At 54.9% G+C, this 25,127-nt stretch carries 24 protein-coding genes and 1 tRNA gene; 9 read left to right on the top strand and 16 right to left on the bottom strand.

The features are described 5' to 3' along the window. Nucleotides 1–592 precede the first annotated feature (592 nt). Entirely contained in the window at nt 593–2,161 is a 1,569-nt protein-coding gene (locus tag BB497_05030; protein ID AVI62112.1) for a hypothetical protein, read from the top strand. A 1,020-nt stretch (nt 2,162–3,181) separates the two neighbouring features. On the opposite strand, the gene BB497_05025 is transcribed toward BB497_05030, so the two are convergent. From BB497_05025 to BB497_05015, 3 genes are all read right to left on the bottom strand, one after another. Then, entirely contained in the window at nt 3,182–3,541 is a 360-nt protein-coding gene (locus tag BB497_05025) for a hypothetical protein (GenBank protein AVI62111.1), read from the bottom strand. A gap of 25 nt (nt 3,542–3,566) precedes the next feature. Continuing rightward, nucleotides 3,567–4,025, bottom strand: a complete 459-nt coding sequence (locus BB497_05020) for a hypothetical protein (GenBank protein AVI62110.1) — start codon at nt 4,023–4,025, stop codon at nt 3,567–3,569. A gap of 101 nt (nt 4,026–4,126) precedes the next feature. Then, complete coding sequence (locus tag BB497_05015) at nt 4,127–4,432, bottom strand: monooxygenase (GenBank protein ID AVI62109.1); 306 nt, start codon at nt 4,430–4,432, stop codon at nt 4,127–4,129. A gap of 412 nt (nt 4,433–4,844) precedes the next feature. On the opposite strand from BB497_05015, the gene BB497_05010 reads away from it, so the two are divergent. Then, nucleotides 4,845–5,639, top strand: coding sequence for an enoyl-ACP reductase (locus BB497_05010; GenBank protein ID AVI64263.1), 795 nt, complete (start codon nt 4,845–4,847; stop codon nt 5,637–5,639). 278 nt (nt 5,640–5,917) lie between these two features. Here BB497_05010 and BB497_05005 read toward each other — a convergent pair. After that, nucleotides 5,918–5,994, bottom strand: a tRNA-Arg gene (locus BB497_05005). Nucleotides 5,995–6,137: 143 nt separating this feature from the next. Here BB497_05005 and BB497_05000 point away from each other — a divergent pair. Together BB497_05000 and BB497_04995 are read left to right on the top strand one after the other, a co-directional pair. Beyond that, on the top strand, nt 6,138–7,133 hold the full coding sequence (locus tag BB497_05000) for a C4-dicarboxylate ABC transporter substrate-binding protein (protein ID AVI62108.1): 996 nt from the start codon (nt 6,138–6,140) through the stop codon (nt 7,131–7,133). A gap of 121 nt (nt 7,134–7,254) precedes the next feature. Further along, entirely contained in the window at nt 7,255–8,202 is a 948-nt protein-coding gene (locus BB497_04995; protein AVI62107.1) for a LysR family transcriptional regulator, read from the top strand. A gap of 34 nt (nt 8,203–8,236) precedes the next feature. On the opposite strand, the gene BB497_04990 is transcribed toward BB497_04995, so the two are convergent. Further along, nucleotides 8,237–9,628, bottom strand: a complete 1,392-nt coding sequence (locus BB497_04990) for an FAD-linked oxidase (protein ID AVI62106.1) — start codon at nt 9,626–9,628, stop codon at nt 8,237–8,239. 297 nt (nt 9,629–9,925) lie between these two features. On the opposite strand from BB497_04990, the gene BB497_04985 reads away from it, so the two are divergent. The 3 genes from BB497_04985 to BB497_04975 are packed head-to-tail and all read left to right on the top strand — an operon-like array spanning nt 9,926 to nt 12,749. Next, on the top strand, nt 9,926–10,966 hold the full coding sequence (locus tag BB497_04985) for a C4-dicarboxylate ABC transporter substrate-binding protein (GenBank protein ID AVI62105.1): 1,041 nt from the start codon (nt 9,926–9,928) through the stop codon (nt 10,964–10,966). Continuing rightward, nucleotides 10,966–11,490, top strand: a complete 525-nt coding sequence (locus tag BB497_04980; GenBank protein ID AVI62104.1) for a C4-dicarboxylate ABC transporter permease — start codon at nt 10,966–10,968, stop codon at nt 11,488–11,490. The genes BB497_04985 and BB497_04980 overlap by 1 nt, the downstream gene beginning before the upstream one ends. Beyond that, nucleotides 11,487–12,749 carry a C4-dicarboxylate ABC transporter permease gene (locus BB497_04975; protein ID AVI62103.1) on the top strand — a complete coding sequence of 421 codons (1,263 nt, stop codon included), beginning with the start codon at nt 11,487–11,489 and terminating at the stop codon, nt 12,747–12,749. The genes BB497_04980 and BB497_04975 overlap by 4 nt, the downstream gene beginning before the upstream one ends. A 111-nt stretch (nt 12,750–12,860) precedes the next feature. On the opposite strand, the gene BB497_04970 is transcribed toward BB497_04975, so the two are convergent. Then, on the bottom strand, nt 12,861–14,609 hold the full coding sequence (locus BB497_04970) for a chemotaxis protein (GenBank protein AVI62102.1): 1,749 nt from the start codon (nt 14,607–14,609) through the stop codon (nt 12,861–12,863). A gap of 400 nt (nt 14,610–15,009) precedes the next feature. Between BB497_04970 and BB497_04965 the strand changes: the two genes are divergently transcribed. Further along, nucleotides 15,010–15,936 carry a hypothetical protein gene (locus tag BB497_04965; protein AVI62101.1) on the top strand — a complete coding sequence of 309 codons (927 nt, stop codon included), beginning with the start codon at nt 15,010–15,012 and terminating at the stop codon, nt 15,934–15,936. Between the two features lie 19 nt (nt 15,937–15,955). Here BB497_04965 and BB497_04960 read toward each other — a convergent pair whose 3' ends face one another. The 7 genes from BB497_04960 to BB497_04930 all read right to left on the bottom strand — a co-directional run bounded on the left by BB497_04960 (nt 15,956) and on the right by BB497_04930 (nt 21,190). Then, the gene (locus BB497_04960) at nt 15,956–16,594 is read right to left on the bottom strand and encodes an urease accessory protein UreG (GenBank protein ID AVI62100.1); all 639 of its coding nucleotides are present in this window, start codon (nt 16,592–16,594) and stop codon (nt 15,956–15,958) included. A 24-nt stretch (nt 16,595–16,618) separates the two neighbouring features. Then, entirely contained in the window at nt 16,619–17,302 is a 684-nt protein-coding gene (locus tag BB497_04955; GenBank protein AVI62099.1) for an urease accessory protein UreF, read from the bottom strand. Next, nucleotides 17,292–17,849: an urease accessory protein UreE gene (locus BB497_04950; GenBank protein ID AVI62098.1), complete on the bottom strand. Its 558-nt coding sequence runs from the start codon at nt 17,847–17,849 to the stop codon at nt 17,292–17,294. Before BB497_04950 ends, BB497_04955 begins: the two co-directional genes overlap by 11 nt. 13 nt (nt 17,850–17,862) lie before the next feature. After that, on the bottom strand, nt 17,863–19,578 hold the full coding sequence (locus tag BB497_04945) for an urease subunit alpha (GenBank protein ID AVI62097.1): 1,716 nt from the start codon (nt 19,576–19,578) through the stop codon (nt 17,863–17,865). Beyond that, entirely contained in the window at nt 19,575–19,895 is a 321-nt protein-coding gene (locus BB497_04940) for an urease subunit beta (GenBank protein AVI62096.1), read from the bottom strand. The genes BB497_04945 and BB497_04940 overlap by 4 nt, the downstream gene beginning before the upstream one ends. An 80-nt stretch (nt 19,896–19,975) precedes the next feature. Continuing rightward, complete coding sequence (locus BB497_04935) at nt 19,976–20,278, bottom strand: urease subunit gamma (protein AVI62095.1); 303 nt, start codon at nt 20,276–20,278, stop codon at nt 19,976–19,978. A gap of 27 nt (nt 20,279–20,305) precedes the next feature. Continuing rightward, nucleotides 20,306–21,190, bottom strand: a complete 885-nt coding sequence (locus BB497_04930; GenBank protein ID AVI62094.1) for an urease accessory protein ureD — start codon at nt 21,188–21,190, stop codon at nt 20,306–20,308. 885 nt (nt 21,191–22,075) lie between these two features. Here BB497_04930 and BB497_04925 point away from each other — a divergent pair. Continuing rightward, nucleotides 22,076–23,443 carry a hypothetical protein gene (locus BB497_04925; protein AVI62093.1) on the top strand — a complete coding sequence of 456 codons (1,368 nt, stop codon included), beginning with the start codon at nt 22,076–22,078 and terminating at the stop codon, nt 23,441–23,443. A 47-nt stretch (nt 23,444–23,490) separates the two neighbouring features. On the opposite strand, the gene BB497_04920 is transcribed toward BB497_04925, so the two are convergent. The 3 genes from BB497_04920 to BB497_04910 form a co-directional block, all read right to left on the bottom strand. Next, nucleotides 23,491–24,084, bottom strand: a complete 594-nt coding sequence (locus BB497_04920; protein ID AVI62092.1) for a photosynthetic protein synthase I — start codon at nt 24,082–24,084, stop codon at nt 23,491–23,493. A 2-nt stretch (nt 24,085–24,086) separates the two neighbouring features. Continuing rightward, nucleotides 24,087–24,623, bottom strand: coding sequence for a hypothetical protein (locus tag BB497_04915; protein AVI62091.1), 537 nt, complete (start codon nt 24,621–24,623; stop codon nt 24,087–24,089). 81 nt (nt 24,624–24,704) lie between these two features. Further along, on the bottom strand, nt 24,705–25,112 hold the full coding sequence (locus tag BB497_04910; GenBank protein ID AVI62090.1) for a hypothetical protein: 408 nt from the start codon (nt 25,110–25,112) through the stop codon (nt 24,705–24,707). Between the last annotated feature and the right edge of the window lie 15 nt (nt 25,113–25,127).

The raw sequence follows: 25,127 nt of genomic DNA, 5'->3' as shown, positions 1-25,127 counted from the left end.
CGCGACACACCGGCGAGCAGAATGCTCATAAGTGTGTGACACATCCGTGTCAGATAAAGGCTAAAGGTCAACGGCTAAGTAGCAGGGTTTGAAGACAATATTGGCAGGCGTGGCACATGGATGACACAGATTTGACACAGACAAAACAAAAGGGCCTACGCGTTAACGTAAGCCCTTGATATATTTGGCGCGCCCGGCAGGAATTGAACCTGCGACCTTCGGCTTCGGAGGCCGGTTTTAGTAGCGTGCTTTTACTTTCCCTTTATTGCAATAAGCAAAATAAATATCATTAAAAACAAAAACTTAAACAAAAAGACAACGGAAACTATTTCTTCGCCGTCACACCAATTAACGCCACTATGTGGCTTTTATGGTCACAATCTTGGCACATACCGTGACTTTTGCGCGTCCTGGTTTTTACCAAATTTGACCTTTGGCCAACGCGAAATATGTGCTCGCTTTAATAATTTGGCAACGCGCAAAATGCGAGCAGCGGCCGCTGCAAAAAACGGAGCAGCATACGCGCAACCTGCCCTTATAGCCAACATGCTAAACTGCCCAGTGATTGATCGGTTCAGCCTTGGAGGCCAGCATGCCATCTGCCCATCGTCGTAAGTTGCCTATCGGTATTCAAACCTTTTCGGATATTCGAGAAGGCGGCTATTACTACGTCGATAAAACGCCGTTTATTGAAAAGCTGGCGAACCAAAATAAGTACTATTTTCTCTCCCGCCCGCGCCGTTTTGGCAAAAGCCTGCTATTGGATACCCTGGGCTGCCTGTTTGAGGGTCGCGAAACACTATTTGAAGGGCTATATATTCACGATAAGTGGGACTGGCAGCAGCGCCACCCAGTGGTGCGCTTAAGCTTTGGCAGCGGTGTGATGCAGAATCGCCAAGAGCTGGATGTGCGTATCCGCGACCAGTTGCGCACCGAGCGCGAGCGCCTGGGGCTAACGCTCACCTACGATACCGATATTGCCGGCGAGTTTGAGCAGCTTATTCGCCAAGCACACTCACACTACGGCCAGCGCGTCGTGGTACTGATCGACGAGTACGATAAACCTATCCTGGACAATATTCTCGATGGCGATAGGGCACGTGAACTGCGTGAGGGGCTAAAAAACCTGTATAGCGTGCTGAAAGATGCTGACCCCCACCTGCACTTTGTGCTGCTCACCGGCGTGTCCAAGTTCAGCAAAGTCAGCCTGTTTTCAGGGCTAAACAACCTGCGCGACATCACCCTCTCTTCCGACTATGCCGCTATCTGTGGCTATACCGACCACGATGTGGATACGGTGTTTGCGCCAGAGCTACCTGGGCTTGACCGTGACGAAATCCGTCGCTGGTACAACGGCTACCGCTGGGGCGGGCAAGATGTACCTAGCGTTTATAATCCGTTTGATGTGTTGTTATTGCTAGAAGAGCGGACATTCAGCCCTTACTGGTTTGAAAGCGCCACCCCTACATTTTTAATTGACCTGTTGAAGAAACGCGGGGTATTTACGCCGCAACTCGACACGCTTCAAGCCAAAGCGCAGCTATTAGGACGCTTCGATGTGGATGACATCGCCACCGAAGCACTGCTGTTCCAGACGGGTTATATCACCATCAAAGACGTACAAGAGCCCATGATCGGCTATCGGATTTACTCGCTCAGTTTTCCCAACCGAGAAGTAGAAAGTAGCCTAAACGAATTTCTACTGCCCGTGTTGGGCATCCAGCACAGCGAAGCCCAGATCTATCAACTAGCACTGTTTGACGTGCTGCTGGAACATGATCTAGCGGGATTAGAAAACCACCTTAAAGCGCTTTATGCCGGTTTACCCCACGACTGGTACCGCAACAACCCTATCGCCCAATATGAAGGCCATTATGCCAGCGTCTTTTACAGCCACTTCGCCGCACTGGGTGTGAATGTGACAGTAGAAGACGCCAGCCACCACGGCAAAGTGGATATGAGCGTCGATTTTAACGGCCACATCTACCTCTTTGAGTTCAAAGTGGTGGAGCAGCTGCCCGAAGGCAAAGCGCTAGAGCAAATCAAAGCCAAGGGTTACGCTGATAAACACCGTGCCAGCGGCAAGCCCATTCATTTGGTGGGCGTGGAGTTCTCAAGTGTTCAGCGGCAGATCGTGGCGTTTGAGGTGGAGACGCTGTAGCACGCTGCTACTTATTTATAGTCCCTTGCTTAAGCGCAACGAAAGAACTGGCCAAGAGGGCCGGCCGGTTAACAAAATCTCAATAGCCGCATCTTAAGCTTGTCTCCAAATGCTGCCTTTCCTGTACCTGAGCCGGGGCCATATATAGCAGGGCATATTTATTGCTCCATGCAGCTATCAAACGATAAAAACGCACTGCCTGATCTTAATCTCGAAGCGCGTTGTCACCGTTTGTATATCAGTCTCAGGCTATTCTGGTTGATCATGCCTATCACGGCCGCACGCTTAGACTACCCTGCCATCACGGCTTCATCTTGATCGATTTCACACCCATAGTCATTTATCCGATCCTATGGGTATGAAGATCGTGCATAGAGAGGCGTTTTAGTAAATAACAGATCACTGGCTTCTTGATCGAAACCGAAGCGCAACTGCCTAACAAGGAGATATGCCGTCGGTACGGCTTATCAGGTTCTCACGTGGCCAGTTCAATCCTTCCCTGTCCCCGCGCCAAAATTTTTGCATTAGCGTGTGCGCGGAGGACGATATCGGAGCGGCCTGTCTTTTAAGCCAGACTGGCTCGCAGGCGATGAAGCTCGGGGAGGCACCAGCGCTCGCCGCTCGTCCGAACTATTGCGAAAGCCTGACATAAGGCGTTCATTCCTGCGACTGAATAGTCCATTCTCCCCGCAACCTCTGCGGCGAGTCCGTGGCAAAAGGGTAGAGTGATCTTGACGCCCATTGCATTGAAGGCCGAGAGACCCTCCTCAACCTAATCGACCAACGCAACCCGCTGCGCGCCTGCCATTCGCTGGTCAGCCAGCTACGTACCCTGGTACTGGAAGGGCTGGATCAATCTCAGCGATACCGACATCCCCGGATTGAGAGCGAAAACAATTCAGCATCGCCCACATGTGGGCGATGCTTTACACAAGGTGTGGTAAACGGTCAGTGAGTCCTTTATCTTTCACTACTGCGGCAATGCCTAGCGGAGTTCTTGCTTGCTAACGGATTAAATCATCACCCTCCCCTGATAACCGACAATAGATCCGCGTAGGCTTGTTCTGATTTTTCTATTTCTTTATGGGCACCGTCAATCGCACGATCGACATCATTGTTGGCCTTATTAAGATCCCTCTGGATGGTCTTTTCGATTCGCAGCTGACCCGAAAAATCGCCGTCCGCTAAGGCCTTGTAAGCGGCTTTCGATTCATCGCGAAGGCGACTCGCCAGCTCCCTGGCCCTGGCCTCTTCTGCGCGCTTACGCTCCACCTTTTTAACTGACGATGAAAGCCTTTGGGCGGCTGACAGGATGCTTTTGTAGTTTGCCAATGCCTGGGGCAGGCTAATCACACCGTTACTTGAGACACTGTTTTGCATGCTTCACTCCGATGCCGTTTAACACTCAGTAGGATGGAGTGATGATACTGAGTAGTTCCCTATAAGCGTCATGTGACTTTTCTGTTTCATCGCTGGCGCTCTCTACGGCCTTATCGAGTCGCTTGAGTGCTTTCAGCAAATCCTTCTGCACGTCTTCGAAGGAGCGTGCCTCCGGTGTTTCACGCTTTGCCAGCCGGGCATCGAAAGCCTCACTTGCTTCTTTTTGAAGCGCTCTTGCGCTTTTTTCGGCTTCCTCTTCCTCCTGACGGTTTTTCTCCAGCTTCTTTGCCGCTGAAGCCAGTAATTTCGCGGCCTCTAGGATATCGTCCACCCGAGGGATAACTTCCTCCAAAGAGGCAGCGGGATACTCAGCCTGATCGACAGGCGGCTGAAGCGGGGCGACATTATCCTTGTGCGCTGCGCGAGCAGTGTGAATGTCTTCGCTGGCGCTGCGACCAGCATTCTCAGCATGCAAGTGATTCATGTACATTCCTGTGTTGATCTCGCTCTGTATAAGAGCTTAAAAAGTAGTCTCACCACCATCACACACGCTTCCTCAGCTGTTTAGTGATAGTCTAGATTTGCTTAGCGGAGTGGGCCGTTGTTGATGCTCGATAGCGCTTGGTTAACGGTGAGTATTTGTGCTTCGATCTCACTGACCCCCATATCTTTTAAGCGAGCAGTATGCTTTTCACGATATGCGATGGCATTTTCGCGGGTTTGAAACAGATACACGCCTCCTGCTTGGTTACTTTCCTCATCTTCAGTCCAAATTTTCCAAATTAACCCCGGCTCTTCGTTGATAGAGTGTGCAAGGGTTGCCATCATTTTTTCCATTTCATCCCCGAACGGCCCATTAAAGGGAAAATAAACCTGCAACACTGTTGGCATGTTAACTCCATATATTGATTCTATTTAGATCGGGTCGGAGGGGAGCTAGTCCCTGTCCACCCACACCACTAGGCATACGGTATCGTACCTCGGTGTACGCTTTTCCCCCACTTCAGGCCACCAGCGTTTTAAGAAACCTCTAATTGGCTTTCAACCGCGATCGCTTGGCAATGATGGTCGAGCGCTAGATTGACCGACTGCCGACTGACCTGAGGGGCTTGCTTATCAGCTAGATAGGTCAGCCGTTGGTGGTCTCGGCGACAAAAACCCGGCGATACGGCAAGGTTTTGTTCAACAGCGTTACCACATTCTCTAAACCACACATTTCCTGCTGGCTCGCGCTTCTGTCACCATATCGCTACATTCAATGTTTAGTTTGCTGCTATGCAGCGCAGATCAAGGCCTATATCTGATGATGCTCGATTCTCCTTTCTCCCTGCACAACAAGGTCGCTTTGGTATCAGGACTTGCCAACCGCGACAGCATTGCCTTTGGCTGTGCGCAAGCACTTAACCAGGCAGGCGCACGGGTCATCGTCACCTATATGCCCGGCGCTGAGCGCTTTGTCCTTCCATTGGCAGACGAGCTGGGCAACGCTGAGCTAATGCCCTGTGACGTACAGGATGACGCTCAGCTTACTCGCCTGTTTACGCATATTGCTGACCGGTACGGCGGCGTAGATGTGGTGGTTCACTCTATTGCTTACGCCCCCATTGAAGACCTGCGTGGACGCCTTATTGATGCTTCACGACAAGGCTTTTTATTAGCGATGGATATTTCATGCCACTCGTTTTTACGCATGGCACGTTTGGCGGAGCCGCTTATGTCTGAAGGCAGTACGCTGATCAACATGTCTTATCTGGGTGCTGAGCGCGTTGTTCAAAATTACGCGCTGATGGGGCCGGTGAAAGCAGCTTTAGAGTCAATGACACGATATATGGCAGCCGAACTAGGCCCTCAAGGCCTTCGCGTGCATGCCGTATCGCCAGGGCCTATCCGTACCCGTGCAGCTTCTGGATTAAAAGACTTCGACACCCTTGCCGATGCCAGTGAAAATCGCGCTCCACTTCGTCGGTTAGCCACGATTCGAGATGTTGGCAATACGGTTGTCTACCTGGCATCACCAGCGGGAGCTGCTACAACGGGCGGCGTGCACTACATCGATGCGGGTGACAACATCATGTATATCGGGACGGAGGGGGACTAGCCCCTCCGCCCATAGATCTGCACTACCAAAGTGGGTCATATGATTTTCAATAGTGCGTTATTGCAACGCCAACGACTGAAGGCGAATCAGCAATTAGCAGAATGGGTGGGCATTACCCAAAAATAGCGTGACCAAGCGTGTGACCCATAGCGGCCAATGGTCATCGAGAAGCAAGCCAGTTAAGAAGGTAGTTTTAAAAGTGTGGCCACAATTTGGTCACAGGGTGGTCACAGGCAAAAAATAAGGGCCTACGCGTTAACGTAAGCCCTTGATATGTTTGGCGCGCCCGGCAGGAATTGAACCTGCGACCTTCGGCTTCGGAGGCCGACACTCTATCCAACTGAGCTACGGGCGCTTTGGGTGCGTATCGTACCCGTGTGGGCGTGCTGTGTCCAGCTGCCTAGCGGTTTTACAGGCGCTTTGATTGACCGTTTTCGTCTCTCTGGTGCATGCTTTGGGAGCACTTCCGAACCTTAGTGAAACCGGGAACATAATAAAATGAAAACATTTGCACGTAATACGCTGGCACTGGGCATTTCACTGGCGCTGGTAAGCGCCGCGAACGCCGCTGACTTTGCTGATATGGACCCCGTTACCCTGCGCTTGGCCCACGTGGTTAATGAACAAGATGGCTTCCATATCGCCGCTACCAAGTTTGAAGAACTGGTGGAAAAGCGCACCGATGGCAAGGTGACCATTGATATCTACCCTAACGCCTCCTTGGGTGACGAGCGCACGTTGTTGGAAGGCATGCAGATCGGCACGGTGGATATGGGGGTGATTACCAACGGTCCGGTGGCTAACTTTGTGGAAGAGATGGCGGTGTTTGAGCTACCGTTCCTGTTCCCCTCACCGGAAGCCGCCTACAGCGTGCTGGATGGCCCCATTGGCCAGGAGCTGCTGGACAAGCTTTCTGAGGTGAATCTAAAAGGCCTGGCCTACGCCGAGCGCGGGTTCCGCAACCTGACCAACAGCGAGCGGGCGATTAATACGCCAGAAGACTTAGACGGGCTGCGTATTCGCGTGATGGAAAACCCGGTTTATACAGATACTTTCCGTGAACTGGGCGCCAATGCTATCCCCATGGCGTGGACAGAAGCGCTCACCGCTATGCAACAGGGCACTATTGACGGCCAGGAAAACCCGGTGAACGTTATCCACTCGTTCAAGCTGGATGAAACCCAGAGTTACATGACCCTTTCTCGCCATACCTACGCCCCGGCGATTTTTGTCATGGGTATGCCCGCCTGGAACCAGCTGCCGGAACACGCCCAAGAGGTGCTGCTAGCGGCTGCCCAGGAAGCCGCCGAGCATGAGCGCCAGGTGAACGCAGAAATGGAAGCCGAACAGTTGGAAGCCCTGCGCGAAGCGGGCATGGAGATCAACGAAACTCCAGATATGGAAGCCTTCCAAGCCGCCGTAGCGCCGGTCTATGAGAAGTACGGCGAGCAGTTTGGTGAATACCTGTCGCGTATTCAGGAGGCGCTAGAGTAAGCGGTCTTTTCTACCGACACGATTTCTCGAAGCGTCATGGGGTGTTCGTGAAATGACCGACGGCTGTTTGCGTGACGTGAACACACGGCGTAAACAGCCTTTGCCAACAAGAGACGAGCCGATGACCGAAACGACCAATATAAAGTTGGCAACGAGACTGAATAAGATAAATCTCAATTTATTATTGGTGTTTCACACGCTTTATTGGAAAAGAAGCTTAACACTGACGGCAGAAACGCTCTGCCTGACCCAACCTGCGGTTAGCCACTCGCTGAAAAAGCTCCGCCAGCTGATGGACGACCCGCTATTCATTAAGACGCTGGATGGCATGCAGCCAACTCCCCTGGCGCGGCAAATGGATGCCGCTGTGGCCAAAGGGCTGTTTTACTTCGATCAGGCGGTTTACAACAACAGTGAGTTTTCGCCCGCCACGTCAAAACGCGAGTTTCGCGTTAGCCTGGTGGACTATGTAAGCCAACAGTTGCAGCCCAAACTGATTCAGCACTGTTTAACCCATGCGCCCGACTTGTGCTTCAACATGCTCTCTACGCGTATTGCCAGCGCCGAAGATGCCCAGAACGCGATACAGGCCCACGATATCGACCTCGCCATGGTGCAGTTGGAAAGCTTGCCTCTCACCTCTTATCACGAATATCTGTTTGATGATGTGATTGGCTGTGTTGGCGATGCCACCCTGTACGGGGAGCGCAACACGATCACGCTTGACGCTTTTTTAAACGCACCGCAAATCGCCTTATCCCACCGCGAAGACAGCCCCCTACTGATCAATGAGAAATTGCGAACGCTGGGGCTGGAGCGCAAAATCGTCGCCAAGACACCCTATATCACTCCCCTTCAGGAGATATTAGTCTCAACGAATTTACTCTGCGTGGTAACGGAGAGCGCAGCCAACGCGATTTGTCGTAATAACACCCTGAAATTCTACGCCCTGCCACTCGATGTAGCCCCCTTTAAAGTGTGCCTTTGCTGGGACGAAAGGAAGGATCACGATTCAGGCATACACTGGTTACGCTCACTCATTAGGGAGCTGTTAACACCCGCCCCCTAATCGCTGGCTGCCTTTAATAATTTTGAAGAAAACCCTAATCCAGTGCTACGACCTTGCCGGAGTTCAATAAGCCCTTGGGGTCAAGTGCAGTTTTCAAGCGCTTCATTAAGGCGATCTCTTCGCTGGTACGGGAAACCGACAGGTAGTCTTTCTTCTCAAGCCCAATACCATGCTCTGCAGAAATGGAGCCACCAAACGCTTTTAACGGTGTATAGACCAGCTCTTCGACTTGGCGGCGGATATGCGGGCTATCATCACGAACCGTGATCATAATATGTAAATTGCCGTCGCCCAGGTGGCCAAACACCACTATTTTGCTTGCTTCGGGCCACTGGGTTTTGAGGTTCTCCTCTAACATATCAACATACGCGTCCATGTTGGGAATCGGCAGGCTGACATCGAAGGAGAACATCGGCTTCAGCGCGTTCACCAGCACTTCAATATCTTCCCTGATGGCCCAAATCGCGTTGCGCTGTGCATGGGAACTTGCCAACACAGCATCGGTGATCAAACCAGCTTCCAGCCCCTTTTGCAGCACGTGGGAAAAGTGCTCGGCATCTTGGGCCTCATCAAGCCCCAGGGTTTCAATAATGGCGTAGAACGGCGAGTCATCCGCTAACACGGGCGCATGCTTGCCACTCTCGGTGGTCATCAACGTATAGTGATTATTCCACAGAGCCTCAAAGGCGCTGAGGCTATTGGCTAGCTCGCGAGAAGCAAGCTTCAGTAGCTGGGTCAAGGCATCGAACGAGGGCACTGCCACTAGCGCCGTTTGCTCGCTGGGCATGTGCGGCTGTAAACGCAGCACCGCGCGGGTCACAATCCCTAGGGTGCCTTCGCTGCCGATAAACAGCTGCTTTAGGTCGTAGCCCGCATTGTTTTTCAGCATTTTATTTAACGAGCTCACCACGGTGCCATCGCTTAGCACGGCTTCTAAGCCCAATACCTGCTGGCGCATCATGCCGTAGCGTATTACCCGTATACCACCGGCATTGGTGGCGATGTTGCCACCAATAGTGCAGGAGCCTCTTGCCCCCAAATCAAGGGGGAACTGCATATCGATCTCTTCCGCCGCTTCCTGCACCCGCTGCAGGGTTACCCCGGCCTGAACTTGAATCGTGGAGCCAACCGAGTCGACTTCCTCTATCTGGTTCATCAACTCCAGCGACACAACAAGCTCCTCCGGGCTTGCCACACCGCCATGCACAATGCCGGTCATGCCGCCATGGGTCACCACAGGCTGGTCGGCCTGATAACACACGGCCATAACGCGGCTTAGTTGCTCTGTGCTGCGCGGCCTTACAATCGCCTTGGCGCGACACGGCGCTCCCGTAAACCAATCTACGCTTCGCTGCGAGACATCGTCACCCACCAACACCCCCGCCGGGCCGACGATTGCCAAAAGGTCGTTCAGCAACTTATCCATTTCTTATTCCTATTTTAGCTAACTACACCATTGGTCGAAGCATTTGTTCTTTTTAAAAACCAGCAAATGCTTTCTCCAAGAGTGCGTAATCAATAGACACCGCTTGCAGGCTAGCGCCAACCGACAAATCACTCAAGCCCAAGATCTATAAAGATTTTTTGGATTAGCAGCGCGAATAATGGAATAAAAATAAGTAATTTGTCCCCTAGAACGAGTGTGATATAGATGAGCGTTAAGAAGATAAAAAAACCACGCCTCTCTATTTATAATAAGAACTGCCAACGTTCAGGAGATCATGTGAACAACCTCGCCCGCTTCAACGTTAACGCTGTGACTAAAACAACTCGCCAACTGAAACAATTCACGCTGCCCATTATGTGTGCCGGTTTACTTGGCTTCCCCTTCGTCAGTCAAGCAGATGAGATAGCCCCCACCACGCTGCGCTTGGCCCATGTGGTGAATACGGAAGATACATACCATATTGCCGCCGAGCGGTTTCAGCAGATCGTTAGTGAACAAACCGATGGCGCCGTCACCATTGAGATTTACCCGAACGCCTCCCTGGGCGATGAGCGCACCTTGTTAGAAGGCATGCAGATCGGCACCGTGGATATGGGCGTGATTACCAACGGGCCGGTGGCTAACTTCGTTGATGCGTTCTCTGTTTTCGAGCTGCCGTTTCTCTTTCCCAGCGCCGAAGCCGCCTACTCTGTGCTAGATGGCGAGATCGGCCAGGAAATATTGGGACAGTTACAGGACGTCAACCTGAAAGGGCTGGCCTACGCTGAACGCGGCTTTCGTAATATCACCAATAGCAAACACGCGATTAACGTACCCGAGGATCTTGAGGGCCTGAGACTGCGCGTCATTGAGAACGAGGTTTATGTTGATACGTTCCGCGAGCTGGGTGCCAACGCCGTTCCCATGGCCTGGACAGAAGCACTGACCGCCCTACAGCAAGGCACGATTGATGGTCAGGAGAACCCGGTGAACGCTATTCATGCGTTTAACCTAGCGGAAACCCAGGACCACCTCACGATGACACGGCATATTTATGCGCCAGCAACGTTTATCATGAGCCTACCCGCCTGGAACGGCCTGCAGGAAGCGCTCCAGCCCATTGTGCTAGACGCCGCCCAGCAAGCATCTGCCTATGCCAGGGAGCAGAATGCTATTATGGAAGCCGAACAGCTGGCCGACCTTGGTGAAGCGGGTATGGAAATCAACGAGTCGCCAGATATTGAAGCCTTCCAAGCCGCTGTGGCGCCAGTGTACGAGAAATACGGCCAGCAGTTTGGCGACTACCTACCGCGCATTCAGGAGGCGCTAAATCAGTGATGGTGTTTGCACAGCCTCTTTTGACGCTGCTGCGACGCATTGAACGCGGGCTGGATGTGATCATCCAGCCCGTGGTGTTTGCGGGCATGGCAGCTTTAATTGGCGTAATCACGCTACAGATTATCTCGCGCGTTTTTTTCAGCGCCGTGGGCTGGACAGAAGAGGTCGCACGCTTTCTGCTGGTGTGGATTACGTTTTTAGCCAGTACGCTGGCCTTTCAGCGTGGGCGACATATCGCAGTGACGTTCGCCGTGGACGCACTCCCACTGCCGCTACGCAAGCTAGCGCGCTTGGCAGCGCTAGCGGTGGTGCTGGCCTTTATGGTGATGTTGGTCGTGATTGGCTACCGCTACATGCAAGTGCAGAGCTTTCAGAAATCTGCCTCGCTGCGGCTCTCCATGACCTACGTGTATGCAGTGATTCCGATTTCAGCCGCCATCATGGCGTGGTACGCCTTGGTGGACATGATTGAAGTGCTGATCAACGGTGAACCAACAGCCGCCGCCGAGGAGAAACCGCTATGACGCTGGTGCTGTTTGGGCTGTTTTTCCTCTTCATGCTGCTGGGCGTGCCGATCGCCTTTGCCATTGGCGCAAGCGCCCTGTATGCCTTGCATCAGTCTGGGGTGCCATTGATGGTGGTTACTCAGCAGATGTTTCAGGGCATCAACTCCTTTGCCCTGGTCGCCATCCCGATGTTTATTCTGGCGGGGGATTTAATGGCCCAGGGCAAGGTGAGTGAACGGCTGGTGAGCTTTGCCGATTCGCTGGTAGGCTTTATGCGCGGCGGGCTTTCGGTGGTGTCGGTGATGGCGGGTATGTTCTTTGCGGCCATCTCCGGCTCCGGTGCGGCGACGACTGCCGCGGTGGGTTCTAGCCTGGTACCGGAGCTAAAACGCAAAGGCTACGACCCCGCCTCAGCGGCCAGCCTAATTGCCGCAAGCGGCACTATTGGCGTGGTAATCCCTCCTTCGGTGCCGATGATTATCTACGCAGTGATTGCCCAGCAGTCGGTGTCTAAGCTGTTTTTAAATGGCTTTTTACCGGGGCTGGCCATGGGGTTGGGCCTGATGGCAATTGCGATTACCCAGGCATATAAACGCCAGTACCCCAAAGGCACGCCGCTCTCGCTCATGACAATGTGGCGCACCTTTAAAGCCGCCAGCTGGGGACTGATGACACCGGTGATTATTCTCGGCGGTATCTTCTCGGGCATCTTCACACCTTCTGAAGCGGCCGTGGTGGCGGTGAACTATGCGCTACTGGTATCGCTGTTTGTGTATCGGGATTTGACCCTACCCCAGGTGTATAAGCTGCTGATTCGTTCGGCGATGACCACGGCGGTGATTATGCTGGTGATTGCCATGTCGGCGGTACTGAGCTGGACGCTCTCTAGCTGGCAGGTGCCCGGCGCCATCGCCCAGTCGGTGCTGTCGCTCTCCACTAACCCCTATGTGATTATGCTGCTGGTGGTGGCGGTGATTCTGCTGACCGGCGTGTTTATCGAGACCGCCAGCGCTTTGATCATCCTCACTCCGGTACTGCTGCCACTGGTGCTGCAGCTGGGCATCGACCCGATCCACTTCGGGCTGATCATCGTGGTGGGGCTCTCCATTGGCATGATTACCCCGCCGGTGGCGATTAACCTCTACGTCGCCTCGTCGGTCACCCAGCTTCCGTTAGAGCGCATCACCCGGGCAATTATCCCCTACCTGCTGGGGCTCATTGGCGTGCTGCTGCTGGTGGTGTACGTGCCGATTTTGTTGGGCTGGTCGGGTAATTAACGAACAAGCACGATTAAAAAAACACCTAAGAAAAAAACACCTAAGAAAAAGGGGCTTGCCGATTGGCAAGCCCCTTTTGTATTCGCTAACGGTTCGCTAACTACCCTCTGCCTAGAACTCTTCCCACTTATCATCGGCATGCTGGGCGGGCGCAGGCTTGGAAGAGAGCGCTGGGCGCTTTAAGCCCGCACTTGCACTGGCCGTGCCCTTAGCAGGCAGCGCTTGGCGCTGCTGGGGTTCATCGTCGCCTAGGATGAAAGAGTTAATCAGCTCATTCAGGTGCTCCGCGTGGCGACGCATGTCGGCAGCGGCGGTAGTGGACTCCTGCACCATGGCAGCGTTCTGCTGGGTCATGGTGTCCATTTCGGCCACGGCGGTGTTGATCTGACCGATACCGCTGCTTTGCTCTTTGGCTCCGGCGCTAATCTCACCAATAACGTCGGTGACTTTAGAAACGCTTTCAACAATCTCGCGCATTGTCGCGCCTGCATTGCGCACCAGTTCAGCACCGGCGTGGGTATGCTGCACCGAGTTATCGATCAGCCCGCGAATCTCTTTAGAGGCATCGCTTGAGCGGCTAGCAAGCACCCGCACTTCTTGAGCCACCACGGCAAAACCACGGCCATGCTCACCGGCCCGCGCCGCTTCTACCGAGGCGTTAAGCGCCAGAATGTTAGTCTGGAAGGCAATGGCATCAATCATGCTAATAATTTCGCTGATGCGCGTGGCCGAGTCGTTAATATCGCTCATAGTGCGCTCAACTTGGCCCATCGCCTCTTCACCCTGGTGGGCCACCTCTGACGTGGATTGCACCAGCTTATTGGCCTGCTGGGCGTTATCCGCACTGTGGTTCACCGTCGAGGTGATCTCTTCCATAGAGGCCGAGGTTTCTTGCAAGTTGGCCGCCGCCTGCTCGGTGCGGGTGGCTAGTTCCTCGGAACTGTGGGAGATCTCTCCTGCGGAGTGGTAGACACTCATGGTGCTGCGACGCACATCGCGCAGGGTTTCCTGCATACGCTCCACAAAGGCGTTGAATTGAATCGCTAGGCTGCCAATTTCATCATTACTTTCGACAGCCAAGCGGCGCGTTAAGTCACCTCGGCCCTGGGCAATGTCTTCCATAGCGCTTACCGCTGTTTTAATCGGACGTAGGGCACGCCGTAAAAGCGCCATTACTACGACGATAATGATGCCCACAAACAGCAGCGACAGCGCCGCAGAAGCAATCAAAGAGCGCCGCAATTCGTGCTGCATCTGGGCTTCTGCCGCCGCCATCGTGACGTCAATATCATTAAGATAAATACCGCTGCCTAGCATCCACTCCCACTCTGGAATCGCCGCTGCATAGGAGTACTTTGGCTCTACTTCGTCGGTCGCTGGGTTTTCCCAATCATGGCGATAAAAGTCACCGCCCGATTGTGCCGAGTTAATCAATCCGCGAATCAAATAGTCGCCATCAGGTCCCTGCAGGTTCCATAAGTCTTGCCCTTCAAGGTGCGGCATATAAGGGTGTACGACATTCACGCCGCTATAGTCATAAACAAAAATGTAGTTATCATTATCAAAACGTAGACTGCGGATAATCTCAGACGCCCTTGCCTGCGCTTCTTGCTGAGATAAGCGGCTGTCTTCTACCAAGTGGCGCAGCGATGTTTGCGCGGCCTCTACGACATCTTTAATACCTTGCTCACGCGCCTCCACAAGCGCTTTGCGCTGCGTGTCTAACGTTTCACGCGCATCAGCAACGCGGGTTTGTGTATTTACAACTTGCAGCGCAATAGCGAGCAAGATAAGCGGGAGTAAAACAAGCGCTAGAATTTTTTTCTGTAAGGACATAGTAACCAATGTTTTTTTATCCATGAGCTTTCAGGCACTCGGTAAAGTGGAAGACAGGATTAGGAGGGGTATAAAAATTATCGGCTAAAAGTGTGTCAACTTTAACCACTCACGGTACTTTTTTGCTTATTGAACAACTAATTATCCCATCAATAAGGCTATTCATAACATAGGTTAAGGTTATCAATAACCTACAGGTTCATTGTGTTCTTGTGGTGGCCAGGGACGGCCCGTTTTAGCGAAATGCTAGCCACGCTCTTCCGCTGCTCTGGCCGCAACCGCCTGGTTAGGGCAGCTTTTTATTTCCGCTGTTATTCACTCGCCGTGCCTCCTGGTGCTGTAATTCCTCACCCTCCTTGTTATTTGCTACTGCCATCGGCGTATCATGGCAATAGGGGCTCACGTACAAGGAGAACAGCACGCCATGGTTCGAACCCGCGTCATCATCAGTACGCTCTTTTTACTGCTCCCTCGGCTGGCCCGTTTTGCCTGGCGCGTCATACGCAACTTTTTAAAAAATCACGGCATCCTGCTAGCGGGAGGAGTGGGCTACAATATTCTGCTCTCCATTGTGCCGCTGTTTGCTATCCTCGTTGTGCTCCTCACCCAAGTCGTAGACGAACAACATCTTCTCAGTGTACTGACGGTTCAGGCACGCCATATGGCGCCTGCTCACGCCGAGGTGTTGCTAGAAGCCGTGCGCAGCCTGCTGGCTTCCCGGGATGTCATTGGCATTCTGAGCTTTCCTATTCTGCTTCTGTTTAGCTCCTTTGCTTTTCGTATGCTCGAAGATGCCCTGGCGATCATTTTTCATGCGCCTGAGACTCCCCATATTAAACGTAGCGCCTGGGTTTCCGTGATGCTGCCCTACGCTTTCATGGTGGTGTTGGGCGCAGGGCTCATGGCGCTAACGCTGGCCGTTACGCTGGCCAGTTCACTCAATGCATTGGCACTGATGTTTTTCGATAGAGAGCTGCCGCTCGCGGGGTTTTCAGGCCCCGTGCTGAATCTCGCCAGCTTCATTGGGGTTTTCTTGTTATTCAGCGCTATCTATAAAGTGCTTCCTGTCGTACGCATTGCTTTACGCCGAGCGGTGGTGGGAGGTTTTGTCGCGGCACTGCTGTGGGAAGGCGTAAGACTGTTACTGGTCTACTATTTCGCTAATTTGTCGTTCGTCAACGCCGTTTACGGCTCGCTGGCAACCTTGGTAATCCTGCTGATTAGCCTGGAAGTGGGCGCCATCATTTTGCTGCTGGGCGCCCAGGTAATTGCCGAACTGGAAAGAAATACCCGCCTTGATCTGCCCTGGTATGCCGACCCAAGCCGACAGCCCATTACACGGGTAAAGTAAAAGCGGGATTTAGATCACCTCAGCCGTTAGCTTTTTCAGCCTGTGGGCGCCTCTCATCTAACATCCCTTTATCGAGAATAAAGCGGATGATCTCTTCAAGCCCAACGCCATCGTAGAGGTTGGTAAACACAAAGGGACGCTCGCCACGCATTTTCTTCGAGTCGCGCTCCATCACCTCAAGAGAGGCGTGCACCTGCTCGGCAATATCAATTTTGTTGATAATCAGTAGGTCTGACTTGGTAATACCCGGCCCGCCTTTACGGGGGATCTTATCGCCTGCGGAAACATCGATCACGTACAGCGTTAGATCGGAAAGCTCGGGGCTGAAAGTGGCCGATAGGTTGTCGCCACCAGACTCCACCAACACTAGCTCAAGTTTTGGATGGCGGGCGTGCAGCTCGTCAATCGCCGCTAGGTTCATCGAGGCATCTTCACGAATCGCCGTGTGCGGGCAGCCGCCGGTTTCCACGCCCAGGATGCGGTCGGCAGGCAGGGCATCGTGTTTGAGCAGAAAGTCAGCGTCTTCGCGGGTATAAATATCATTGGTCACAACGGCGATATCGTAGTAATCCCTTAGCGCTGAACAGAGCTGCTTGAGCAGTGCGGTTTTACCGGACCCAACCGGGCCACCCACGCCTACGCGTAAACAGTGCGTCATTTTTTTCTCCTAATAAATAAGCAGTTAGCTTCTAAACAAGCGTGAATATTGCGTTTCATGCAGCGCACTTGCCAGCGCCACGCCGGGCAGTACGGGGCCAAGGTCATCATCGTCGAGCAACAATGCCTGGTCGACGGCAGCCACCAGCTCCCCGCGAAGCTGTTCAATCACGCGCTGGGCGGCGGTGTGGCCCAGGGGCAGTGCTTTGCAGGCGACTGCCAGCTGGTTTTCCAGCCACGCCCAGCCAAACCCTAAAAGCGCCTGACGCTTGGATACGCCGCGCATGTGAGCAGCATAGCTAAATAGGGTGACGTAGCCGGCCTGAACCGGCAGTAACGTCTCATGTGGCAATAAGTTCAGGCTGCCCTGCAAGCGCTTGAGTGAAGCACCCAAGCGGCTATCCTCGGTGGCTAATTCAGCGGTTTCGCGGGTGGCGGCTAGCCATTCGTCCCACAGGGCGATGGCACTACTGTCCTGCTGTTCAAAAGCGGTGTACAAGCGCGCGATTAGCGGCAGTTCACAGCGGGTTAGGCCATCTTCCAGTACGCCAGAAAGCCACTCAGAAAGGCTTTGCTCATCGCTTACCCAGCCCAGCTCAAAGGCGCTCTCTAGCCCTTGGGAAAAGGCGAAGGCCCCAATGGGCAGCGCCGGGCTGACCAGCTGCATCAGCCCTAACAGGGCGAGGTCTGATGGCTGCTCAGTGGGCATGGTGGTGCTCATGCGCGTGGTCGTGGTCGTGGTCGTGGTCGTGGGAATGAGCGTGGCCATGATTGTGCGAACGACTGTGCGAATGGCCGTGCGAGTGCCCGCCACCTACTTGGTTATAGGCGCCTGGTTCTGGGTCGAAGGTGGCGTTGTGATGCTCAAGCTCAGCTCCCAGCAATTCCGCCAGTTCTTCTAGCACATGGTCGGGGGGGAACCGCACCCAGCCGCCCTTTTCGTCTTCGCCCAGCGCGAGCTGCACATGGCGGTTGCCGAGGTGGTAAGCAAGCCTCGCCAGGGGCAGGCCCGTGCTCACTCGCGCAGTCACCACAGGCTCAATCGCGGCGCAAATGCGCACGATCTCGCCATTTTCGGCTTTTAAGCCTTCGCCATCGCGCAGCACGGGGCCGCGGTCTAGAAACAGGCCTAAGGATTGGCCGCTGTCGCTGTCCGCTTTTAAGCGCCCGCGAATGCGCAGCTCAAAAGGCAGTGTCAGCGTGTCGCTGGCGGCGCTCTCTTCCACCGGCCCTAAACGTTCTATCAGTTTCAGCATAAGGGCTCCTTTATCAGAACAAGTGATACCGCTGCGCCAGTGGTAGCTCGGTCGCTGGCTCGCAGGTGAGCAGCTCGCCGTCGCAGTGCACTTCGTAGGTTTGTGGGTCAACCGTCAGTTCTGGGCAGGCATCGTTGAGCTTCATATCTTTTTTGCGCACGCCACGCACGTTTTTACAGGCCGCTAAGGTGCTATGCAGGCCCAGGCGCTCCTTAATTCCCGCATCAATGGCGGCCTGGCTAACAAAGTTGAGCCGGATATGGCTGGTGGCCCGCCCAAAGGCGCCAAACATGTGGCGGTAATGCACTGGCTGCGGCGTGGGAATAGAGGCATTGGGGTCGCCCATAGGGGCTGCCGCAATCATGCCGCCTTTTAAAATCAGCGAGGGCTTTACGCCAAAAAACGCCGGTTTCCAGAGCACTAAATCAGCCAGCTTGCCTACTTCGATAGAGCCTACTTCATGGGCAATACCGTGAGTGATGGCAGGGTTAATGGTGTATTTGGCAATATAGCGCTTGGCACGCAGATTATCCGCGCCCAGCGCTTCATCTTCGGGCAGTAAGCCGCGCTGTACCTTCATTTTATGGGCCGTTTGCCAGGTACGGCAGACCACTTCGCCCACCCGCCCCATGGCTTGGGAGTCCGATGCAATCATCGAGATCACGCCCAAATCGTGGAGAATATCTTCAGCGGCGATGGTTTCACGGCGAATGCGTGAGTCGGCGAAAGCTACGTCTTCAGGGATATTGGGGTCCAGGTGGTGGCAGACCATCAACATATCCAGGTGTTCGTCGATGGTGTTAACCGTATAAGGCCGCGTCGGATTAGTGGAAGACGGCAGCACGTACTCTTTTGAGCAGGCAGTCAGGATATCCGGCGCGTGACCGCCGCCTGCCCCTTCGGTGTGGTAAGTATGAATGCCACGCTCTTTAAACGCCGCCAGGGTGTCTTCCACAAAGCCGGATTCGTTTAGCGTATCGGTGTGGATCGCGATCTGTACATCATACTTTTCCGCTACGCTTAGGCAGGTATCAATCGATGCAGGCGTGGTGCCCCAGTCTTCGTGGAGCTTGAGCCCCATGGCACCGGCTTCTAGCTGCGCTTCCAATGCTTCAGGCAGGCTGGCATTACCTTTGCCGAGCAGGCCAATGTTCATCGGCAAATCGTCCACCGCTTGGAGCATCTTGCCAATGTGCCAAGCGCCGGGGGTGCAGGTGGTAGCGTTGGAGCCCGTCGCCGGGCCAGTCCCCCCGCCCAACATGGTAGTCACGCCGCTCATGAGCGCTTCTTCTACCTGTTGGGGGCAGATAAAGTGGATATGCGCGTCGATGCCGCCAGCGGTGAGAATCTTGCCTTCGCCTGAGATAACTTCAGTGCCAGGGCCAATCACAATCTCCACATCAGGCTGTACGTCGGGGTTGCCCGCCTTGCCAATCGCTGCAATGCGCCCGTTTTGCAGGCCAACATCGGCTTTGACGATGCCCCACCAGTCTAAAATCAGCGCATTAGTAATCACCGTATCCATGACCGTACCGTCGTTACGCTGGCTTTGCCCCATACCGTCACGGATAACCTTACCGCCGCCGAACTTCACTTCGTCGCCGTAGTGGGTGGCATCTTTTTCAACTTCAATCCACAGCTCGGTATCGCCCAGGCGCACGCGGTCGCCCACCGTGGGGCCGTACATGTCGGCATAGGCTTGCCGGCTGATTTTGTTAACCGATGTCATTGGTTACCTCCATCAAGTGCACCCATCACATCGCCGCGGAAGCCGTAGATTTCGCGCTTGCCGACGAAAGGAATTAGCGTGACTTCGCGGGTCTGGCCAGGCTCAAAGCGGATCGCGGTGCCTGCCGCCACGTCTAGGCGAAAGCCGCGGGCTTTGCTGCGATCAAACACCAGCGCGGGATTGGCTTCAGCAAAGTGGTAGTGAGAACCGATCTGAATGGGGCGGTCGCCGGTATTGGCCACTTCTACCGTGATTCGCTCGCGTCCCACGCATAGCTCAATATCACCGTCTTTTAACTGATACTCACCAGGAATCATCTGCTTGCTCCTTCGTCGCGTTGCTGTGAGGGGTAAGGCGTTAGGTGTGTGTCATAACTCCATCATTCACCCTTCGCTACTTACACAATGGGCGTGTGCACGGTGACCAGCTTTGTCCCATCAGGGAACGTGGCCTCTACTTGCACTTCATCGACCATTTCCGCCACGCCTTCCATCACGTCGTCACGGCTAAGAATTTCACGGCCGTAGCTCATTAGATCGGCGACACTTCTGCCGTCACGGGCACCTTCGATGATTTCAAAGCTAATCAGTGCGACGGCTTCGGGGTAGTTAAGCTTTAGGCCGCGTGCTTTGCGGCGTTCGGCCAGCTGGGCAGCTGAAAACAGCAGCAGCTTGTCTTTGTCTCGTGGGGTCAGTTCCATGGGGCATGTCTCCAGCGGTGCATCACATTAGGTTAGCCAAATGCGTGGGGTGTGGGCTGTACGCTCAATCCAGCGCGGGCGTAATAGGTGCCAGGCCTGTTCACACAGCGTCCATGCTTCATTACGGGAGTTGCCAAGGTAGCGCAGCAGCAGCACGCCGCGGCGAACGGTAACCGCCCAGCGCGGGTTATCCGGCAGTAACTCGCGTAGCTCATCAATCGCCGCCCCGGCTTCTTCCAGGCCTACCGCCCATAGCGTGGCTTGTACTGTGGCGCCGCCCTGGCCCCAGCGCCCTGCAAAGCGCGGGTGAGATGGGTCTAACGGCTGGCGCTCTAGCCACAGCGGCTTGCCATCCAGGGTTAGCCGAAAGTGCTGCTCAATGCAGCCAGAAAGGTAGGGGAGTTCGCTCGCAGGACGGCCAAGGGCCATGATTTCCCAGCCTAGGCAGCGCGCGCTGCCGTGAAGCGCGATATGAGTGCGCTGGTTGCCCTTGGAACCATCAAACGCGATGGTTTCCTGGGGCAGCCACTCAAGTATGCCGCCATCGTCCACGTTCAGTGCGGTGTGCTGAGCCCAGGCAACGCCCTGGCTGTCGGCTTTATAGAGTTTATTTGCGGCGGGGGTGGTTAGCAGCGCATGGGCCCCGTGCTCTACGTGGGCATTAATCGTCAGCGCATCGCCACTGACCAAGCCACCCGGCGGGTGCAGCACATATACATGGCAGGCTTGCGCGCTGCCTTCGGGGTAAAACGGGCGCTGTACCCGAAGCGGCCCCTGATGGCGGGCCTGGGTGAGCCGGGTAATGCCGTCGCGGTTAGCAAAACGCAGCGCCAACGATGCCGCCCAGTGGCGGTCTTGGTCAAACCGGTGGCCGGAGCCAGCACGCGGTGTTGCGGGTTCGCACAGCAGCATGGGGAGCGGTCGCATCCTTTTTGATAAGCCTTTCCCCGTTTAATGCAAAGAGTGCGCCAAAATGGTGAAAGCGCCGCCATATCCCCTATCACTTCGCTGGCACTCTCCTGGCTGGGCAAACAAAAGCCTTTCTTGCACCAAAACCGAACACAAAAAAGCGTGGCACTTTAAGCGCGCACCAAAAAGGCTCATAAAAAAAGAGCCATCAAACAGGCCATACGCGACACCATGTCGTTAAGAGCTCACCGTATTGTGTTCAGTGCGAACCCTGTAAACTGTGCGAGCGTGAATTGCGGGTACAGCACTCTCACGGCCAGATTCGTGTCATACCAAGCTCGTGGCATGACATCATTTGCCCTGACAACGTTCATCAGTGTGGTAGGGATGCATCCATTTCGGTCTGCCGACTCTCTCTGGTATCGCGCAGCGCTTTGTCTGGCGTTCGTCGCGATCTACCTGCTGTTTGCCGGGCCGCTGCTTTCCCAACTGCAGGCGTCAGGTCATGCCCACCATGACGAGCATGCCTTGTGTCTCAGCCACTCCGACCCTACTCCCTCCTCGTCCCACGCACTGGAGCACTGGCACCACCAGTGTGATTACTGCGGTGTCTGGCAGCCGTCATCCTCGGCACCCAACCACCTTCCTGCCATTGGGCAGGGCGTTTATCGACGCGTCGCCATTGCCAAACACGTTCTCCCAACGGACGGTGGTATGGCTCGATTACCCCCACGCTTGCCCTCGTGCTCCCCCCTTGCTGCAGGCCAGTTAACCCCATGACTGCGCGGGGTAGGCGCACTTAGCGCCTTGCCCACCTGTTACCCAGTGGTGGCGCCTCCTTAGGGGGAGTCGCTGCTCGCCGCTATGCAGCGGCTCTGGAGCACCCACATGTCGACTATTTCCACATCTCCACCCGCGCGCAAAGCCGCGCTGGATCTGTATCGCGCCGTCTGGCGCTGGCACTTCTATGCCGGGCTGCTGGTACTACCCTTTTTGATCATCCTTTCACTGACGGGCGCGCTGTACTTATTCAATGACGAGCTGGATGCCTTCATACATTCCGACCTAAAGCGCGTGGCAGTTCAGGAGGCCGCCCAGCCCCCTGCCGCTCAGGTCAGTGCGGCACTGCAGGACTACCCCGGCACGGCGGTGAAATACACCTCCCCCGCCACGCCGGAAAGCTCGGCTGAGATTACCGTCAACACCTTGTCTGGCGAACGCCTGGCGGTCTACGTGAATCCTTACACCGCCGAGGTGCTGGGCTCGCTGGATGACCGGGGAACGGTGATGTGGACCGTGCGCTACCTGCATAGCTTCAAGCTCTTCGGACAAACCCCGCGCAAGCTGATCGAGATGGCAGCGGGCTGGTCGATCCTGCTGGTCGCTACCGGTATTTACCTCTGGTGGCCGCGCAACGGTCGCGACGGCGTGGTGAGCGTGCGCGGCAAACCCAACAGCCGAGTGTTTTGGCGCGACCTGCATGCGGTGCTGGGCATCTTTACCGGTGGGGTTATCGTATTTCTGGCCATTACCGGCATGCCTTGGTCAGGCGTATGGGGCGGGCAGGTCAACCAGTGGGCCAACGGCAACAACTTCGGCTACCCCTCGGGGGTACGCGTGGAAGTGCCCATGTCCAATGCTTACCTGAGCGATCAAGGCACCACCAGCTGGTCGCTAGAGCAGGCCCAAGTGCCGGAATCCACCTCACTACCCACGCCGACACCCCGCCTTGGGCTGAACAGCATCGTAGCGATTCTGGATGAGCTGGGGCTACAGCAGGGCTATGTCGTCAACCTACCCACAACGGCAGCAGGCGTCTACACCGGCTCCATCTATCCGGATGACCTGGCCCAACAGCGGGTAATCCATCTCGACCAGTACAGCGGCGAGCCGCTGATCGACATGCGCTACGCCGATTACGGCCCTCTGGGCCGCTGGCTGGAGTTCGGCATCAACGTTCACCTGGGGCAGGAGTTTGGCCTGGCCAATCAGCTCTTCCTGCTGGCCGCCTGCCTAGCCATCATCGTGATGTGCGTGGCCGCGGGTGTGATGTGGTGGAAACGCCGCCCCTCTGGCGCCATGGGCGTGCCGCCCCTGCCTGCCGACACGCGGGTGTTCCGCGGGCTCATCGCCCTGCTGGTCATCGGCGGGTTGCTGTTTCCACTGGTAGGCGCGTCGCTGTTGGTGATGCTGGTCATCGACTGGTGCATCGTGCGGCCGCGTCAAGAGCGCCGCCTTGCCAGGCACGCCACTTAGGCCTGCTACCCATCAACGCCGACGGCTGGTCGGCGTTGATGGCCTATTCAGGAAGATGACAGTAAGGATATCAGGGGTGCCTTGGCAAACTCCGGCTCGACATCGTAGGCCAGAGTGCCCACGACGTTACCTTCGCGATCCAATAGGTAGGTGGCAGCCGTATGGCTGAGGGTGTAATCGCCTTGTCCGAGTGATACACGCTCGTACTGAACCTGGTAGGCGTCAGCCATTGCATCAATTTGTGCCTCGTTTCCAGACAGACCTCGTATGCGCTCGTCGAACACCGAGAGGTAGCGCGCCAGCTGTTCAGGGCCATCACGCTGCCAGTCCAGAGAAACAAAGAGATAGTTGAACTGATCTGCCTGCGGCCCCAACTGCTGAATCAAACGCGAGAGTTTGAACAGTGTGTTAGGGCAAACATCCGGGCAGTAGGTAAAGCCAAAAAACAACAGTGTCGGCTTTCCGATCAGCTCATCTTGCGTAACGACCCCACCTTCAGTATCCACCAACTGAAATTGCCCACCCAGCTCGGCCAGCGTCGGGCCCTCGGATTGACGGCCGAAGACCACAAAAAACACGGCCAACGTCAGTAGCAATACCAACGAACCAATGGAAAGCAGCGCAACGTCGCGGCGTGGCACGCTTAATGTGCCATATGGCTGTGTTCTTGGTGCTGGTCAGCATGAGCACTAAGGCCATCAGGCGAAGACCCGACAGGCACTACCTGAAGCTGAAGCTCAATACTGTCAGCACGCTGGAACTCCAGCGTGACAGGCAGCGGCTCACCTTCCACGATAGGGCGGGGAAGATCCATGAACATCAGATGCAAACCACCGGGGGCTAGGGCCACTGATTCACCGGCAGGAATTTCAATACCACCCGGCAACGGGACCATGCGCATCACCTCGCCGTCCATTTCCATGGTATGAATTTCCGTTCGCTCGGTGATAGGGGTCGAAGCGCTGACTAGCCGATCGCCTTGATCGCCATGGTTAGTAAGCGTGACAAATCCTCCCCCAGCGCCTGCACCGGGCGGCGTAGCGCGTGTCCAAGGCTGGGAGGCTTTAATATGTGACGAGCCACCATCCGCGTCATCATCATGCGAACCGCCATGATGGGCAAACAGAGTGGTACTGACTAATAGCAGCGAGGAAAGCAGTGCTGTACGAAGGGTAAACATAAAAAGCTCCTATAAAGCGTAGACAGAGACACTTTGTTGCTAATCAAAAGTGCAACACAAAGCGACAGACCTCATTAATGGTTAAGATAGTAGGAACGCTGTCACGTCAGGAGGTGCACGCGCATAACAGAGCATGAACAAGCCAAAGGCTTGCTGAAGAGGTTCACAATAAGGAGGCAAAGCCTCCACATCAGCCAAGGCTATAAAGCCTTGCGGTACGCTCGCCAGCGCAGCACCAAGTGCGCAGGCTGATTTGCATAGAAGATGATTAAGCTCGCTGGAGCCTGCGGTATCCGTCGCGCCACCCCGATTAGCCATCACACCGTGGGGGTCGCACAACACAAACAGCGGAGAGTGGCCACCACTACCAAGCAGCGCTGCCTGAGCATAGCCACCCAGCAATACGTGCAAAAACAGCACATACGACACAACGATAGCAATGACGATACTCTTGCGCTGGTTTCTCTGTCGACGCCACCGATTCGTCATGGGGTAGGCTGATCC

Source organism: Halomonas sp. GFAJ-1 (assembly GCA_002966495.1).
Lineage (GTDB): Bacteria > Pseudomonadota > Gammaproteobacteria > Pseudomonadales > Halomonadaceae > Vreelandella.
This window is presented reverse-complemented; position numbering and strand designations above follow the sequence as displayed.